15 protein-coding genes, 1 tRNA gene and 1 pseudogene are annotated in these 15,679 nt (G+C 55.3%); 6 read left to right on the top strand and 11 right to left on the bottom strand.

Annotation, left to right across the window (positions count from 1 at the left end):
• Positions 1 to 49 precede the first annotated feature (49 nt).
• On the bottom strand, positions 50 to 1,378 hold the full coding sequence (locus ACA072_RS12830) for a D-arabinono-1,4-lactone oxidase (protein ID WP_497624978.1): 1,329 nt from the start codon (positions 1,376 to 1,378) through the stop codon (positions 50 to 52).
• A gap of 85 nt (positions 1,379 to 1,463) precedes the next feature.
• Complete coding sequence (locus ACA072_RS12825; protein ID WP_497624629.1) at positions 1,464 to 1,853, bottom strand: c-type cytochrome; 390 nt, start codon at positions 1,851 to 1,853, stop codon at positions 1,464 to 1,466.
• Between the two features lie 264 nt (positions 1,854 to 2,117).
• Between ACA072_RS12825 and ACA072_RS12820 the strand changes: the two genes are divergently transcribed.
• Both ACA072_RS12820 and ACA072_RS12815 read left to right on the top strand, forming a co-directional pair.
• Positions 2,118 to 3,743, top strand: coding sequence for an NADP-dependent glyceraldehyde-3-phosphate dehydrogenase (locus ACA072_RS12820; protein ID WP_497328606.1), 1,626 nt, complete (start codon positions 2,118 to 2,120; stop codon positions 3,741 to 3,743).
• 47 nt (positions 3,744 to 3,790) lie between these two features.
• Positions 3,791 to 4,831 (top strand): FUSC family protein, encoded by a 1,041-nt coding sequence (locus ACA072_RS12815; protein ID WP_497624977.1) that lies wholly within the window; start codon positions 3,791 to 3,793, stop codon positions 4,829 to 4,831.
• Between the two features lie 6 nt (positions 4,832 to 4,837).
• Here ACA072_RS12815 and ACA072_RS12810 read toward each other — a convergent pair whose 3' ends face one another.
• Complete coding sequence (locus ACA072_RS12810) at positions 4,838 to 5,731, bottom strand: DMT family transporter (protein WP_497624976.1); 894 nt, start codon at positions 5,729 to 5,731, stop codon at positions 4,838 to 4,840.
• Positions 5,732 to 5,866: 135 nt separating this feature from the next.
• Between ACA072_RS12810 and ACA072_RS12805 the strand changes: the two genes are divergently transcribed.
• Positions 5,867 to 6,304 (top strand): Lrp/AsnC family transcriptional regulator, encoded by a 438-nt coding sequence (locus ACA072_RS12805; protein ID WP_008006559.1) that lies wholly within the window; start codon positions 5,867 to 5,869, stop codon positions 6,302 to 6,304.
• Positions 6,305 to 6,361: 57 nt separating this feature from the next.
• Positions 6,362 to 6,691 carry a YceK/YidQ family lipoprotein gene (locus tag ACA072_RS12800; RefSeq protein ID WP_497624628.1) on the top strand — a complete coding sequence of 110 codons (330 nt, stop codon included), beginning with the start codon at positions 6,362 to 6,364 and terminating at the stop codon, positions 6,689 to 6,691.
• Between the two features lie 59 nt (positions 6,692 to 6,750).
• Here ACA072_RS12800 and ACA072_RS12795 read toward each other — a convergent pair whose 3' ends face one another.
• Complete coding sequence (locus ACA072_RS12795; RefSeq protein WP_008006561.1) at positions 6,751 to 7,422, bottom strand: Bax inhibitor-1/YccA family protein; 672 nt, start codon at positions 7,420 to 7,422, stop codon at positions 6,751 to 6,753.
• 123 nt (positions 7,423 to 7,545) lie between these two features.
• Between ACA072_RS12795 and ACA072_RS12790 the strand changes: the two genes are divergently transcribed.
• Positions 7,546 to 7,633, top strand: a tRNA-Ser gene (locus tag ACA072_RS12790).
• A 309-nt stretch (positions 7,634 to 7,942) separates the two neighbouring features.
• Here the strand turns inward: ACA072_RS12790 and ACA072_RS12785 are convergent.
• Entirely contained in the window at positions 7,943 to 8,308 is a 366-nt protein-coding gene (locus ACA072_RS12785) for a LysR substrate-binding domain-containing protein (RefSeq protein WP_497624627.1), read from the bottom strand.
• On the opposite strand from ACA072_RS12785, the pseudogene ACA072_RS12780 reads away from it, so the two are divergent.
• Positions 8,283 to 8,489 (top strand): annotated as a pseudogene (locus ACA072_RS12780) (DUF1206 domain-containing protein); the annotation flags it as partial. The gene ACA072_RS12785 and the pseudogene ACA072_RS12780 overlap by 26 nt on opposite strands.
• A gap of 488 nt (positions 8,490 to 8,977) precedes the next feature.
• Here ACA072_RS12780 and ACA072_RS12775 read toward each other — a convergent pair.
• The 6 genes from ACA072_RS12775 to ACA072_RS12750 form a co-directional block, all read right to left on the bottom strand.
• A complete protein-coding gene (locus tag ACA072_RS12775) occupies positions 8,978 to 9,469 on the bottom strand; it encodes a CS1 type fimbrial major subunit (protein ID WP_497624626.1) in 492 nt (163 codons plus the stop codon).
• 62 nt (positions 9,470 to 9,531) lie between these two features.
• Positions 9,532 to 10,278 carry a molecular chaperone gene (locus ACA072_RS12770; protein ID WP_497624625.1) on the bottom strand — a complete coding sequence of 249 codons (747 nt, stop codon included), beginning with the start codon at positions 10,276 to 10,278 and terminating at the stop codon, positions 9,532 to 9,534.
• 43 nt (positions 10,279 to 10,321) lie between these two features.
• Entirely contained in the window at positions 10,322 to 11,596 is a 1,275-nt protein-coding gene (locus tag ACA072_RS12765) for a hypothetical protein (protein WP_497624624.1), read from the bottom strand.
• A gap of 35 nt (positions 11,597 to 11,631) precedes the next feature.
• Entirely contained in the window at positions 11,632 to 14,157 is a 2,526-nt protein-coding gene (locus ACA072_RS12760) for a TcfC E-set like domain-containing protein (RefSeq protein WP_497624623.1), read from the bottom strand.
• A gap of 115 nt (positions 14,158 to 14,272) precedes the next feature.
• Complete coding sequence (locus ACA072_RS12755; protein ID WP_497624622.1) at positions 14,273 to 14,773, bottom strand: CS1 type fimbrial major subunit; 501 nt, start codon at positions 14,771 to 14,773, stop codon at positions 14,273 to 14,275.
• 167 nt (positions 14,774 to 14,940) lie between these two features.
• Entirely contained in the window at positions 14,941 to 15,543 is a 603-nt protein-coding gene (locus ACA072_RS12750; RefSeq protein ID WP_497624621.1) for a histidine phosphatase family protein, read from the bottom strand.
• Positions 15,544 to 15,679 lie beyond the last annotated feature (136 nt).

Genomic DNA, 15,679 nt, shown 5'->3' with positions numbered 1-15,679 from the left:
GCGCCGACACCGACGGTCCCGAGCAGAAAGTTACGACGATTGACCGCCATCAGGTCACCCCCAGAATCGACGACAAATGTGCGTTGAGAAATTTGCCGCCGGGGTCGAGTTCCTGTCGAACCTGAATGAATTCCTGCCAGCGCGGGTATAACGGCTGCAAGTTTTTCGCGTTGAGCGTGTGCAACTTGCCCCAATGGGGCCGGCCGTTGTACTTCCAGAAAATCGGTTCGATGGCGGCGAAGAAATTGTGGTGGTCCATCTGGTAATGCTGGTGGACCGAGATCGAGCAACTGTCGCGGCCTTCAAACATGCTCAACGGAATGTCATCGGCTTTGACGTAGCGGTACTCGATGGGAAACCAGGTACGCAGGTCCTTGTCCTGAATCAGCTTCAGGATCTCACGCAAGCAGGCCGGGCCGTGTTCCGCCGGCACTGAATATTCCATTTCGTTGAAGCGCACCGTGCGCACATTGGCGTAGATGTCGAATGAGTCGCCCACCCGGTCATCAAAACTGGCCAGGTGGCGCAGGTTGTTCAGCATCGTGCGGCGCAGGTCGGGGAAGTCGCTGATGTATTTGTCGATCTTTTCGATCAGCGTCACGAACTCATTGCCGCCCTCCTCATCCGGCGGGATCGACGGTGTGGTCGGGTCGGTGGTTTCGTTCAGGGCGATCGACAAGGCGTAGTCTGAATGGGTCACCACGAGCATTTCCCAGTGCTGGTTTTCCCGGGTGTTCTTGTCGAGGTCTTCCAGCAGCTCTTCGGTCTTGGCGATCCACTGGCGCTCTCGCAAGCGATACGCCGGGCGGTTTTGCAAGCGCACTTTGGTGGCCACGCCGAGTGCGCCGAGGGACACCCGCGCTGCGCTGAACACCTCGGGATGGCGCGTGCTGTCGCAGTCCAGCACATCGCCATTGGCATTCACCAGTTGCAGCCCGCAGACGTGGGCCGAGTACGATTGAAAGTTCTTGCCGGTGCCGTGGGTCGAAGTGGCGATCGCGCCGGCCAGGGTCTGGTAATCGATGTCGGCCATGTTTTGCAGGGCCTGACCGATGTCCTTGAGCGGCGTGCCCATGCGTGACATCGGCGTGCCGGCGGCGAACTCGGCCTGCAGGGTTTGAGCGTCGTGATCGAGCAGACCGGTGAAGTAGCTCAGCGACAGCAACGTGCCGTCGGTGGGCACCAGCGCGCTGAAGGAATGCGCCGAGCCGACCGGGCGAACCTTGCCCGGGGCCTGGCGGATGACCTCGGTCAGTTCGTCCAGGGTCTTGGGCGCCAGCCGCGCCGCCGGCAGGCAACTCTGGCCGCCCGACCAGTTGCGCCAGGGAATCAGCCGTGGCGCGCGCAGGAACTCGGCCAACGCCGGGGTTGAGCCCAGCGCGGTGAAGGCGCCAATGACACTCGCCCGCTGCAGCAACTGACGCCGTGTTAAGTCCATCGTCATGAATCGCACCCTGCCGTTCTTATTGTGGGATGGTCTGGCCGGACATAAAGGCAATCAGCGCCACGAACTCTTCCTGCGAACACTGCATGCACATTCCCATCGGCGGCATGCCGTTGTAGCCGTTGATCGCGTGGTCCAGCAGCGTGTCGGCGCCCTGCTGCACCCGCGGCTCCCAGGCTTTCGTGTCGCCGGTCAACGGTGCGCCGGCCGCCGGATTGGCGTGGCAGAGCTTGCAGCTGTTGTCGTAGACCTGTGCCAGCGCGGCGTCGGCGGGCATGGCGCTGGCCGCTTCGTTGTATGTCGCCGGGCTTTTCGGCTCATCGCCACAACCGCTGAGCAGCGCGGCAAAGACGCCGCCCACCAACGCCAAACAAAGGCTAGGCTTTTCAGAGACTCGATTGGCCCGCATGGTTGTCCTCTCGTTGGGCATCCCTCGCGGGGAGCACCTTTTTTATTGTGATCAGGCACAGGCCAACACTAAGGCACCGACGCGCACGGGTTGAGGGCATTGGGGGCCAACAAGGGGGGCATCTGAGGCCATGACCGAAGGCGCCGGCCGTTCCACGATCGAAAACCCTGAACCGCCGAACGATGAGATGAGTCATGACAAGCGAGGCCGAGGTCTGCTAAAACGATTCATCAGTTCATCACCCAATCCAGACGGGGTAGCGACATGACCACAGCACACATCCTTGGCAACCTGTTTCCCGACTCAAGCGACATCCCGGAAAAATACCGCCTCGACGGCCAGACCGAGCAGCGTGAATACCTGGTCGATGGCGAACTGAAAACCTGGTCCGGCCCCCTCGCCCAAGTCCGCAGCCCGGTGTACCTGACCGGGGAAAATGGCGACGAGCAAGTCATCCTCGGCAGCACGCCGCTGCTCGACGCAGAAACCGCATTGACTGCACTGGACGCCGCCGTCCGCGCCTATGACCGGGGCCAGGGTTTGTGGCCGACCATGCGCGTGGCCGAACGCATCCAGCACGTCGAAACGTTTCTGGGCCACATGCGCGAACAGCGTGAGGCGGTGGTCAAGTTGTTGATGTGGGAGATCGGCAAGAACCTCAAGGACTCGGAAAAAGAGTTCGACCGTACGTGCGATTACATCGTCGACACCATCAACGCCCTCAAGGAACTCGACCGCCGCTCCAGCCGCTTCGAGCTGGAACAGGACACCCTCGGGCAGATCCGCCGCGTTCCACTGGGCGTCGCCTTGTGCATGGGGCCTTACAACTACCCGCTGAACGAAACCTTCACCACGCTGATTCCGGCGCTGATCATGGGCAACACCGTGGTGTTCAAACCGGCCAAGCTGGGCGTGCTGTTGATTCGTCCGCTGCTGGAAGCTTTCCGCGACAGCTTCCCGGCCGGGGTGATCAACGTGATCTACGGCAGCGGCCGCGAGACCGTCAGCGCGCTGATGGCCAGCGGCAAGATCGATATCTTCGCGTTTATCGGCACCAACAAAGCCGCCAGCGACCTGAAAAAACTCCACCCGAAACCTCACCGTTTGCGCGCGGCACTGGGGCTGGATGCGAAGAACCCGGGCATCGTGTTGCCGGAGGTCGATCTGGACAACGCGGTCAACGAAGCCGTGACTGGCTCATTGTCGTTCAACGGCCAGCGCTGCACCGCCCTGAAAATCCTTTTCGTTCATGAAGACGTGGTCGAATCGTTCATCGAGAAATTCAACGCCAAACTGGCCACCCTGAAACCGGGTATGCCGTGGGAAAGCGGTGTTGCGCTGACGCCGTTGCCGGAAGCGAGCAAGGTCGATTACCTGCACTCGCTGGTCGCGGACGCGGTCAGCAAAGGCGCCAAGGTGGTGAACCCGAATGGCGGTGAAGCGCGGGCGTCGTTCTTCTACCCGGCGGTGTTGTTCCCGGTGACGCCGCAGATGCGCGTCTACCAGGAGGAGCAGTTCGGCCCGGTGGTGCCGATCGTGCCTTATCGGCATCTGGACACGGTGATCGACTACGTCCTGGAATCGGACTTCGGCCAGCAGTTGAGTATCTTCGGCACCAACCCGGTGGCGGTCGGTCGACTGGTGGACACCTTTGCCAACCAGGTCGGCCGGATCAACCTCAACGCCCAGTGCCAGCGCGGCCCGGACACCTACCCGTTCAACGGCCGCAAGAACTCCGCCGAAGGCACGCTGTCGGTGCATGATGCGCTGCGGGTGTTTTCAATCCGCACGCTGGTGGCGACCAAGTTTCAGGAAACCAACAAAGAACTCATCAGCGAGATCATCAGCGGACGCAGTTCGAGTTTCCTGACCACCGATTACATCTTCTGAGGACACCGAGCCTGAACACGTTCAGAGCCCATCGACTGCCACCGCTGCTGCGCCGGCTATTGCGTCCGTTACTGGACCCGTATCGGCGCTACCGCCACGCGAAACTGATCCACGCGATCCGAGTGTCGCTGGGGTTGCTGGCGTCGATCATGCTGACCACCGGCATCAACCTGCCCCACGGTGAGTGGGCGTCGGTGACGATGCTGGTGGTGATCGGCGGCTTGCAGCACCACGGCAACATCGGCAAAAAGGCCGCCGAGCGCGCCGTCGGCACGTTGATCGGCGCCACGATCGGCCTGCTGCTGGTGGCACAACAGGCCTGGCTCGGGATGCCGTGGCTGACCTATTTCGTGATGTCGGTGGTGTGCGGATTCTTCTCGTATCACGCCATCGGCAAGGGCGGTTACACCGCACTATTGGCGGGGATCACCGTGTTTATTGTCGCCGGGCATGGTGACAACCCGATCTCTGATGGGTTGTGGCGCGGTGTGGACATTCTGATTGGCGTTGCGTTGGCCCTGGCCTTTTCCTTCGCCCTGCCGTCGTATGCGGTTTATTCCTGGCGCTACAACCTGGCCAACGCGCTGCGCGATTGCGCGACGATTTACGGACGCATCATCGATGGACAGCCCGTCTCCGCTGACGAACACCTGAAGCTCATGAATCGCCTGAACACAGCGATGGTGCAATTGCGTTCGCTGATGCCGTCGGTGTCCAAGGAAGTTAAGATTTCCATGACCGAACTCGATGCCATTCAGCGCAATTTGCGCATGTGCGTCAGCACCCTGGAAATCCTCGGCAACACCCGGCCGGATGCCAACGACCGCGATGCCATGGCGCATCTGCAATCGAGTTTCAAAGCCGAACACCGGCAGATTCGCGTGCAACTGATCGGCATGGCCCGGGTGTTGAAGACCGGCGCGTCGCAGCGACTCAGTCGCCCCGCCGATGTGCCAGTTGATTCAAGTCTCGAGGCGCCGGTTTATAACTCACTGGACGGCTATCGGTTACTGATCCGTCAGTTCGCTTCGAACATCAGCGAGATGCGCCAGCGACTGGCCAAGACCGCGCCGCGCTGGAACATCTGACGCCGTTTATTGTGCGACCGGCCGACGAAACTTCAAGCCCCAGCCCTGCTGCATGCCAGCGGCCGCCAGCAGAATCGCGGCAACACCGATCCATTGCAGCGGTTCCAGGCGATGGCCGAAGGCAAACCAGTCCACGAAAATCGCCGCAATCGGGTAGATGAACGACAACGCGCCGGTCAGTGCCGTCGGCAGTTTCTGAATCGCGCCGTACAGCAGCACATACATTACGCCGGTGTGAACGATGCCCAACGTCACCAGGCTGGCCCAGGCACTTGGCGCTTGCGGCAACGCTGAAAAGTGCGCGAAAGGTGCGAGCAGCAGAACGCCGGTGCTGACCTGGATCAGGGCAATCAAGTGCGGTGGCGTGCCGGTCAGGTGTTTGATGATCAACGCCGCAATCGCGTACAGAAACGCAGCACCCAAGGCCAGACCGATGCCCATCAGGTAATCGTTGCCACCCGCGCCCTGCTCGCCATGCGCGCTGACAATCGCCAGCATCCCGAGAAACGAAATACCCAACCAAAACAGCTTTTGCAGGGTGATTTTTTCGCCCAGAAACAGCGCCGCCAGCCCGACCAGCATGAACGGTTGAACGTTATAAACCGCCGTACCGATGGCAATCGATGCGCGAGAATAAGAGGCGAACAACAGCACCCAGTTGCCGACAATCGCCACGCCGCTGAGCACCGCCAGCAGGAAGGTGGTGCGGGTCAGAATGCCCGGGCGCAGAAAGCCGAAGGCCGCGCAGATCAATAACAGCGTGCCGGCGCCGAACACGCACCGCCAGAACACCACGTCCAGCACCGGTTGCCCGGACACCAGCACGAACCAGCCGATGGTCCCGGAGATCAGCATGGCGGCGCTCATTTCGAATGAACCGCGACGAATTGTGTTGTCCATCATCAGACTCCCGTGATTGAGCCCAAATTATGCCAATCAGCCCAAGGGCTTCTCCAGCGCAAAAAGCAGGCTAAACTCGGTTTCTGCCTTTTTTATCAAGGCGTATTCCGTCAACTGCCTAACAGGGGATTTGCCATGACCGACGACATCGACCAAGTGCTGATCAGCGCATTAATGGAAGACTCACGCCGCTCGCTCAAGGCCCTGGCGCAGATCAGCGGCCTGTCCTCACCCAGCGTTGCTGAACGTTTGCGCCGCCTCGAAGAGCGCGGTGTGCTTAAAGGTTACACCGTCGAGATTGATCCCAAGTGCTTTGGCTATCAACTTCAGGCCATCGTGCGGATCCGCCCGTTGCCAGGGCAATTGCAGGAAGTCGAACGGCAGATTCAGGCCATTCCAGAGTTCACCGAGTGCGACAAAGTCACCGGCGACGACTGCTTCATCGCGCGCCTGCATGTGCGCTCGATGGAACAACTGGACACCCTGCTCGATCGCCTCAACAGCCACGCTGAAACCAACACCGCCATCGTCAAGAAGACCCCGGTCAAACGCCGCTTGCCACCGATGGCGTGAGTGCGGTTTTGACTGGAAAAGCGTAAATTGACAGCTTTCCGGCGAAGGATTGGCGGTATGAAAATTCAGGTGGGTTTAATCGCGGCGCTGATGCTGGCGGGCTGCGGCACGATACAAACAGTGATTCGCAGTGACGAAGTAGCGGCGAAGGATCTCAAGGATCACAAAAGTTACTGCGGCGCCGTTCCCCGTATCTACAGCGGTGTGACGTACGATTTCTGCATGCTCAATGCGCCACTGGAAAAAGGACGGGATGCGCAGGTGCATGACAATGCTCCGGCCATTGTCCTCATCGACGTGGTCATCTCCGGCGCCCTCGATACGTTGCTCCTGCCCTACACCATCTACCGTCAGCAGGCTGACGGCAGCATTATCATCACAGAATGAGCCCGAATTCCGGGCAATAAAAAACCCGCCTAAGCGGGTTTTTTACTTAAAGCCTGCGATTAATCATCGCGGCTCATGATGCCGAACAGCTGCAACAAGCTGACGAACAGGTTGTAGATCGATACATACAGGCTGATAGTCGCCATGATGTAGTTACGCTCGCCGCCATGAATGATGGCGCTGGTCTGGAACAGAATGCAGACCGAGGAGAACAGCACGAAACCTGCGCTGATCGCCAGTTGCAGACCGCTGATCTGGAAGAAGAAGCTCGCCAGCGTCGCGCCCAGCAGAACAAAGAAGCCTGCGGTGATGAAACCACCGAGGAAGCTCATGTCCTTGCGGGTGATCAGCACGTAGGCCGACAGACCACCGAATACCAGCGCGGTCATTGCGAAAGCCGAACTGACGACTTCAGCGCCGCCCTGCATGCCCAGGTAACGGTTGAGGATCGGGCCGAGCAGGAACCCCATGAAACCGGTCAGGGCAAATGCCGACACCAGGCCCCAGGCCGAGTCACGGAGCTTGTTGGTCAGGAAGAAAAGCCCGTAGAAGCCGATCAGCACCACGAAAATATTCGGGTAGCCGACACGCATCTGCTGAGCGACGAACGCCATCACGCCGCTGAATGCGAGGGTGAGAGCGAGCAAGCCGTATGTGTTGCGCAGGACGCGGCTAACCTCTAGCTGCTCAGCCTGCACGCTGTTATTAACTGCGTAATCCTGTTCGCGCATGGCGACACTCCTGTTGGTTTGAAACGTTCAGTCGCAAAGATCATAACAGACGCTCTGTAACAAGCCATGCAGAGAGTTTGACAGTGTGTTTCATTCAGGTATTATGGCGCCCGCAACGCAAACGGAGGTGTGGCCGAGTGGTTTAAGGCAACGGTCTTGAAAACCGTCGACTGTAACAGGTCCATGAGTTCGAATCCCATCGCCTCCGCCATATTTGTATCGACAAAGCCCTGATTATTCAGGGCTTTGTCGTTTCTGCGGCACACGCTTTCTGTTGCATCATTTCTGGATCGTTTCCGCATCTTTTCGGTCATTTCCGCAACCCTAGCTCTGCGCGTGCCCTTCTCCCACTACAAATCAAATAGCTCGACCGGTTGAATCCACAGCCAAAAGCGGACGCTCATCTGGCGCTACTCAAACCGAAGCTTACAGCCGGCAGCAACTTGGATCACAGTGATCGGAGGGAGAGTGAGGGTAAGCAACACTATCTCACCAATCCCTCGGCAAAATCCTCTACGACTTAGTTTACAAAGGCTCGCACCTTAGGTGCCATTTGCCTGCTGCTGGGCCATACGACGTGAAAGGAGCTGCCCCCTACAAGGCAGGGACTGAGCACCTTTTCCAATCGACTGACCGCCAAACTTTCTTTGACAGCGAAGTCTGGAACGCACGCGATGCCTCGGCCCGCCTCTGCAAGGTAGATCAGCGCCTCCACATTGCTACAGACAATTGCGACCGGGAGTGATGAGATGCGCTGAAGCATCGGTGATTTCTTGATAGACCATTGATACAGCTCGCCTGTGTTTTGCCACCGGTAATCGAGGCAGGAATGGGTAAGAAGATCTTCTGGCTTGACCAGCCTGCTCGCCTTCGCCGCTTGGCGCACACTGCAGGCTATACGCGATGTGGATCATCACGGTAAAAATATTAAGGGATTGGTGATTCGTACAGGCTTGTTGGCGGGAGGCATAGTCAACGATGCGTTGGCGTTTTTTACTTTGGGCCTTCTAATTAGCGGTCTCAACAGCTCTGGCATTTCCGGAGGTGGGCAAGCCAAGGACTTCTTGACGTACCGAAAAGGTCAGGTGCTGCAGTCAGTTTTTTCCGTCGGTCTCGTGAGTAATTCTGACAGTCCTAATGGCAGCGTTGGTTTGAAAATTTTGATGACCCCCACCAGAATTAAATTGTTGCATTGTAACGTTGCTTTCTATAATCCACTGCCCATCTTTTATAGCCATCGAAAACACTGATCTTCGCGAAAAAGTGGAATCACTCAGCTATCGACTTTGCTTGACAATTACAGTGGTAACGGTTGGTAATTCGCCACCACTTACACTTTTCGTGATATTCAGATCAGTTACGCCGTTGCGAAAACTATTTTTCATCGGGGCCAAGGCCATCATGATCGGAGGGCCATGATAAGATCGTTTTTCAGGCTTCGAACTTACGTCTTGGCACCCGGCCAGTAGAGAGTTCAGGCTAACGACTACAATCCTAGCGTTTACCTTGAAGGGCACAGCGTCAGTTCCAGTTTAAATTCCCCAAGCGGTACATATCAGAACGGCGCCACCGCATTAAACAACAGGTGGACGCTACCAAAGTAGTTACCCGGACGATACCCGCTCGCGGGCTTCACCGGCGAGATTTCAAGAAGGACTCGTTTACCGACGTTTGCGTCGGCAGCTGATACTGCGTCTGCCTTGGAAAACTCACTTAAGGTTGCACCATTGAAAACAACGGTCAATGCAATTTCCTGACCTGGGATACCGTTAGAAAGTAAAGGTTTACCGGCCAGCTCTGCTGTAATTGCCCCACTATTATTCCGCACATCGAATTCTTTGCGCAAACCACCCAGTGTCGAATTAAGAATATTCCACTCCAAGTATTGGCTACGGTGAATCCAATCTGGGCCCACGGGCAATACGTAAAATATCGGTTTGGGGACATCCAGTGACACGTCAAACACATGAGCTATTTTATCCGCATGCGCAGATGAGCTCATGACCATCAAAATCGCAATAGATAACCACGCGAACTTATCTATCATACCCCACCTCTTATCAATCATCAGGCACGCGCCAGGCATTTATACATGCCGTCCGACGCTGGTTAGCGAGTGGACACCTCAACCTCTTTGCTGCTGCTCCCCTCTATAAGTTTAAAACGATATTCACGGCCAAGCTCCTTGCTAAACTGATACGTGCGCCCCGCCAGAATGTGGTGTTTGCTTGTGGGCCTGCAGTCTGCCTCCTTTTTCAGCGCGCAATCTTTGAACTCATCAACAATGACGACGCTATTACCGTTATTCTGCAGGGAATATCGATCAGCGGTGTTGCTTATCTGCGTATCAAAACGGGTGTCCTTAGGTCGAACAAAGAAAATAGTGCCGTAGCCTGCCAATATATTTAATCCCGCTGACAAGCTCTTTTTGTAACGGTCACGCTCTTCAGCAGAAACGGCAAACTGATCTTCTTTTTCCGGTAATACGGGGACAAAGCGCACGCGAAAGTAACGTTCTTTATCTCGCCCCCCCATGTATAGCAACCGTGTACCCTGCGCGCCCCCCGCCGGGACAATAAGGCGAGCCGGACTGGCCATCAAACCATTACGCACAAAAGTGGTAGTGTCGGTTGCGACGGGGACTTCGGTGGACGTGCCATTGGCATCGTAGACAATCTCGAAAATATTCACTTTGACGAAGGCCGTACTGTCGCCACTGTTAAACACCCGTTTAAGGTAGGTGCTCTGATCAGCCTCCAGGTAATCGTAGATCACGCCAACATTGATACTCGGACCCGCTTGGGCAGTGACAGATAACAACAAACAGACAGACCATAACAATATTGTAAATTTCATCACATTAACTCTCAACTAAAATAGGTTGCTATACAAAACAGTACTAAATATCGGAATCCCAAATGACGGTGATTTTGCCGTTATAGCGAGACGACCCATCTTTCTTAAGTACCTCGTCTACCCCCTGTTTGGGCACCTCAAAATGCAACATCGCGGGGGATCTATCGACGTAATACGCGGGTTTCACTTGCAGCGCGCTACCCGCCGATGCCGCACTCATACCTTGAATATGATTAAGTGCGCGCCGTTGGATACTCGCTCCTGAATGATCGGAAAATCCACCGGGCAAAGTAACGCTTACCTGCACCGGAACCGAACTCGTCCCGGTCGGATCATCGAGATTACAATAGTCACCACTGCGGCTCCCACACTCTATATACATTTTAAACGGGGTACTGGATGAGATAAGAAAAGTCTGATCTCGAAACAAGCGAGACGGAGCCTTGCCACCATTCAACCAGCGTTGCCAACCGCCCTCTGGCACCAACTCAACCCTGTCACCGCCTGGTGGTATTTCAATCTTGAGGGAATGCACCACCTCAAGTGAGAAATCGAACGAGACAACATTGTCTACGGGCGTCATCCCGTTAAAATCAAAATCTTTGTTTGGCCCCACTTCAAAAATTAGGCTGCCTGTGTAGGTACCCGAATGCATCGCCAACGGATTAGGCGTACGCAACTCATAGGAAAAATCGATATTATCAAAGGTAAAACCGGGAAGTTCATAGCTGGATTTTTTGGAGCAGCGACTTGAGTCCAGGACCTTCCAGAAAAAATTGTAGGTAACCGCACTTACATACGACTTCCCGGTATAGGCACAACCGCTTGGCACGAACACCCAGTCGCGGCCGTTCGCCGCGCCCCAAAGCAAAGAGTGCTGAACTTGAAGGCTGCCCGAATTTGTACCTGAGATAGTTTTAGCAGAGCTACCCAAGCGATAAGTTGAACCGACCCCTCCAATTCTGATTTCAACTTCTTGCGAACCTGCAGTCGGATGGGTGACCTTTACTTTTCTCCAATCCCCAGGCGCTTTGATGTAAACGTCTGCATTCTGGGGGACTGTTTCTGGGACGAAACTCAGCTTCGCTTCAATACTGAATATTTTTAGAGCTTTGCAACCTGCGCGAGGCTCTGTGCAATAACCGCTGATGGGTGTCAAGTTCACAAACTCATTGACTCGGGTGTTATTCGGGTCCGGTGTGAACTTTGCTTTGATCGGTACATTCACAGCCCAGGCCGACGGGCTGGCCAGCACGAACAACAGTGCAAGAAAAAGACGGCTACCCATCCATACACGCGTCAACTTTAAAGTACTCATCATTTGATCCTGTGATACATCGCCAGAAGCACGGCTTAGCCGGCGTTTTCGCTGTTGTTCGTAGTGACAGCCAGTGTTTTCGGATCGCAACGCAGGTCACCGATCATCAGCACATTGTTTTCCATGTTCTGACTCGAAGTGTCGACGCGGAATTGGCACAACAACCGATCGCCATAGCGAACTTCGAGGGTCGGTGTTCCTGCATTCATTTCCATTGAAAAGAACCCATCGACTTCACTAACGCCACGACTGGCGTGATTGATGATGTGGTGCCCTTTCAGTGGTTCGCCCTTCGGGCTGAGCAGGCGCCCCAGAACTGTTACCGTTTTCATCACGCTGATCTTGCGATACGCCACCGCTCCCTTGTTCAGGTGATAAGCGCTGCGCGTAGGCTGGATGCTCGCCGCCGGCACGTCAGTGCCTTCGAAGTCGAAGCTGACGGAGCTGTTTTTGTAAGCCGTGATCGGTATGAAGTTACGGCCACCTCGCAACATTACGCTGCCGCCGGACAAGTCATCGGCGCGCAAGACGATATCGTCTAGGTCCGATTCGACATCGATGATCATTCCCGCCCCACCGGCTTGCCCAGTGCGCGCCAACGTCATCTTTTGCCCGCCAATGGCGACTGTACTATCGAGGTTCAAACCACCGTTGATTGAACCGTTGTAGGAAGAACGCTGAGCAAAAACGTCGCCGGTGACGACATCGGTTTCAAACTGCGCCAAACCGGAAACGCCCACACCGTAGGTGTCGACGGTCGCTGTCGCGGAGACACTCTGCAACGTATGGTCACGCAGGTCACGCCGATAACTGATCGAGCCATTGTTGTCGCGGTCTCCATCGCGCGAGGTCCGCGTACCAAGGCTGGCGGTCCACTGCTCGCCCTCCGCCCCCAGCGCCAGATTCACACTCAACTCAACGCCACGATTACGTTCGTTATCGGTACTAATGCTGCCTGGGCGATCAAACACCGAGAAGCGCCAACTGGCATCACTGCCCATCCAGTTGGTTTGTTGGGTGAAGCCCAAGTCAATACCCACGCCCACTATGTTGCCTTGGCTGTGAGACACCCTAGCGTTGAATGATCGCTTGCGATCAACCCGATGATTCCACGACGCGGAGGAGGAGCTGGTTTGGCCGACATACTGGTTGCGCTGGCGTAGCCGTGTACCATCCGGCAACACTTCATAGGTGTTGCGGGTGTCAAGCCAACTTCGGTTGTGACTCAAAGACACACTACCAGGGCCATAGACGTACTGAGTCTGCATGTCGACTCCCGTACCGTAATCCTGTGTCTGATAAAGGTTGGCGAAGACTCGCACTTCGTCAGTCAACGTCCAGTCCAGGGTCGTGCCGTATTGCAACTGCTGGCGGATTTGCCGGCCCGACAGCCCAACAATTACGCGAGGATGCAGTAAATAGTTGAACGCTGCGCCGGCCGTCAGTTCTTCGCCGGCTTCGGCCTCCTCCCAGTTGCTCCACAGCTGACTTTCACGCCCCGCAAACAGATTGTAGCGCCAGCGCTCGTCGGCGTTACCCCAGTTGCTTGGCTTATAGACCAACTCCTTACTGGTGGAAGTAACATGCCCATCTTCAACGATGCGCACTTCCACCTCATAAATACCGCTCGGCAAGTTACGAGTTTCAAGTGTCTGCAATCCCGCCGATACAGGCTGGGTGTTAACCAGAACACCATTGCGATAGATCTCTACCGAAGCCTGACGGTTGGTGGTGACATAGATCGGATAAACGCTGGGTTGCGCGCTGTTGATCGCCAGACTATCGGAGCTGCCATACATCAACCCGAGAGTCGTATCCAGGGAGTTACCCATCAACCGTGGCTGAAGGCTCACACCGGTGGAGCTAGGGGTAAAGTAGCCAAGGCGGACGAAGTTGCCCTGCAGCTCACGCTGGGTATAAAGGTCTTGAACTGAGTGATACAACTGCTCGTCATCCCCACCCAAGCGGGCCATTTGCAGCCCGAAGGTTTGCGTCCAGTTACCCAGACTGCCCGTGGCTTCCAGCCCATAACGCCCGCCAGGGGATTGCTCCTGCCCACCGTTGAGGTTCAATTGATTCCGAACGATAAGGCCGCTGCTGCCATCCTTGGGCTGCTCGTAGTAACGAGGTGTATCGACACTGCGCTCAGCCTGTTGCGTCACGATCAACAACTTCGAGTTTTCAAGACTGTAATGCACGGCAAGGAGCCCGTTTGCACAATTATCTGCACACGCCCCCAGACTCACACCCTGCTTCAGATAAGCAGTCCAAGTATCAAGCTCCTTCAAGCTGATTTGGCCGTGTGCACTTTCGATCAACTCAATAAGGGTGACTTTATCGTCACGTGACAAGACCACGATGGCCTCACCCAGAAATTGTTTGTCCAGCTCTACGCGAACTGCCAGTGGCACATCAAAAAAGTGCTCGGCAAAATCCGAAGGCAGCCCCGATGCTTGCGCCAGCAAACTTTTTGGCGAACCGGTGTTTGCCTCGGACGCGGCGAACGCACTAAAACACAGCAACGGCAATAGCGCCGCTACAATGAGCGTTATAGGGAACATGCTGGAGATACTCTTGCCTGGAACAAGCCCACTGGAAAGCAGATCGATTAGACACGTCCAATCGATCTGCTTGAATCACCGCCAAGTTAGTGCGCGAGTCATTGCGCTAAACTAATTATTTAGCAGCGACGACAGCATCAAATGTCAGTGCCACAGTGCCTGTGTAATCGCCTGGCGCGTAACCAGTAGGGGCTGTTGCAGCTGCCGGAGTAATTTTCAAATCAACGCGAGTACCCGCCTTGGCATTGACCGCGCTGATCACTTCCTGGCCGGTGCCGTTCAGCTTCACACCATTGAACTCAACGCCCAAATCAATCTTGGTATTGCCGTTGTACAGGTTGGCAGTCGCCATATCGACGCTTGCGTTGATCGAGCCCGCCGTGTGCTTCGCATCGAAGCTCTCTACGAATGGTTTGAACTTCATGCTTGGCACATCGTAAACGATTACTTGTTCAGCACTGATGATTTCAGCGTTTACAGGTAAAACGTAGAAGCTGTTAGTAGGTACGTGCGCTTTCAGATCAATGCTGTGAGATGCCTGTTCAGCAGCAAATGCAGCGGTAGAAGCCATAGCGAGGAAAGCCATTGGAACTACGATAGCGAGTTTCTTGAACATGGTTGAAACACCGTTAGTGAGTGAGCCCCTATGATGACTGCTCGACGCACCTCTGGATTTAGGAACAGTCTGAATTGTGTTTTCTTGCTGGTTTTAGCTTCAATAATTAGCTCAGCTAACTGCCAGTGAAAGGCAAGTGCTTGCGTTTCGATCGCCGATTCAATCAATTAATCTAAATTCAGATTTCCGACAATTTCGATCTCGCCTTGCGGTAAAAACTTTACGAAAAGCAAACTTCCATAATCAGGCTCACCCTCACCGCGATAACCCGCCGACTTGATCAAATCATTGATACACGTACTGTGAGTCATCAATATCAGGCTCCTATCACTGTCCTTGTGTTCGCTCAATCGACGAACGACATCTTTCCCGCAAATCGTGTGTCTGCTGGGTAGTTGCCTGGCGCCACCGAACATAAATTGCGCTGTCTGAACGGTGCGCACCATGGGACTTGTCAGCCTGTCTACATCGTCGAGGCCAATTTGCTCCCTTAGTTTTGCACCGATTTTTTTCGCCCGCTCGCTGCCAACTACAGTGACACCGTCAGCCGGTCCGAAGCAAAGATTGCTGGAGCGATCGCATCGCTCTTCATGCCTGATCAATATAGCCAGATCACCGTTCCTCCAGTCCTGGATCAGCACCAAATCCGCCAACCCATTTGTTTTACCGAGATCCTGGATCGCATCTTTTGCAAAACACGCAAGCGAAAAAGCCAACACGCCGAACACGCCAATGCCAACAATAATTCTTGAAACTGTTTGACTAAACATATTCGCTCCACGCTACAGATTTGCTTGTAACAACAAACCTGAGCGTGGCGAGCGCTGGGGGAATTTAAAATCGGACCAATCTGAAAAAAATAGAAGTAGCGTTAAAGCATCATTTGTAGATAGTGCCAGTAATGAA

This window comes from Pseudomonas sp. LBUM1656, assembly GCF_059716065.1.
This window is presented reverse-complemented; position numbering and strand designations above follow the sequence as displayed.

Coding starts and splice junctions, on each gene's coding strand:
- ACA072_RS12800 (WP_497624628.1), top strand. CDS start 6,362: ATGAAAATTCAGGTGGGTTTAATCGCGGCGCTGATGCTGGCGGGCTGC.
- ACA072_RS12805 (WP_008006559.1), top strand. CDS start 5,867: ATGACCGACGACATCGACCAAGTGCTGATCAGCGCATTAATGGAAGAC.
- ACA072_RS12755 (WP_497624622.1), bottom strand. CDS start 14,773: ATGTTCAAGAAACTCGCTATCGTAGTTCCAATGGCTTTCCTCGCTATG.
- ACA072_RS12810 (WP_497624976.1), bottom strand. CDS start 5,731: ATGGACAACACAATTCGTCGCGGTTCATTCGAAATGAGCGCCGCCATG.
- ACA072_RS12820 (WP_497328606.1), top strand. CDS start 2,118: ATGACCACAGCACACATCCTTGGCAACCTGTTTCCCGACTCAAGCGAC.
- ACA072_RS12795 (WP_008006561.1), bottom strand. CDS start 7,422: ATGCGCGAACAGGATTACGCAGTTAATAACAGCGTGCAGGCTGAGCAG.
- ACA072_RS12765 (WP_497624624.1), bottom strand. CDS start 11,596: ATGAGTACTTTAAAGTTGACGCGTGTATGGATGGGTAGCCGTCTTTTT.
- ACA072_RS12760 (WP_497624623.1), bottom strand. CDS start 14,157: ATGTTCCCTATAACGCTCATTGTAGCGGCGCTATTGCCGTTGCTGTGT.
- ACA072_RS12770 (WP_497624625.1), bottom strand. CDS start 10,278: ATGAAATTTACAATATTGTTATGGTCTGTCTGTTTGTTGTTATCTGTC.
- ACA072_RS12825 (WP_497624629.1), bottom strand. CDS start 1,853: ATGCGGGCCAATCGAGTCTCTGAAAAGCCTAGCCTTTGTTTGGCGTTG.
- ACA072_RS12775 (WP_497624626.1), bottom strand. CDS start 9,469: ATGATAGATAAGTTCGCGTGGTTATCTATTGCGATTTTGATGGTCATG.
- ACA072_RS12750 (WP_497624621.1), bottom strand. CDS start 15,543: ATGTTTAGTCAAACAGTTTCAAGAATTATTGTTGGCATTGGCGTGTTC.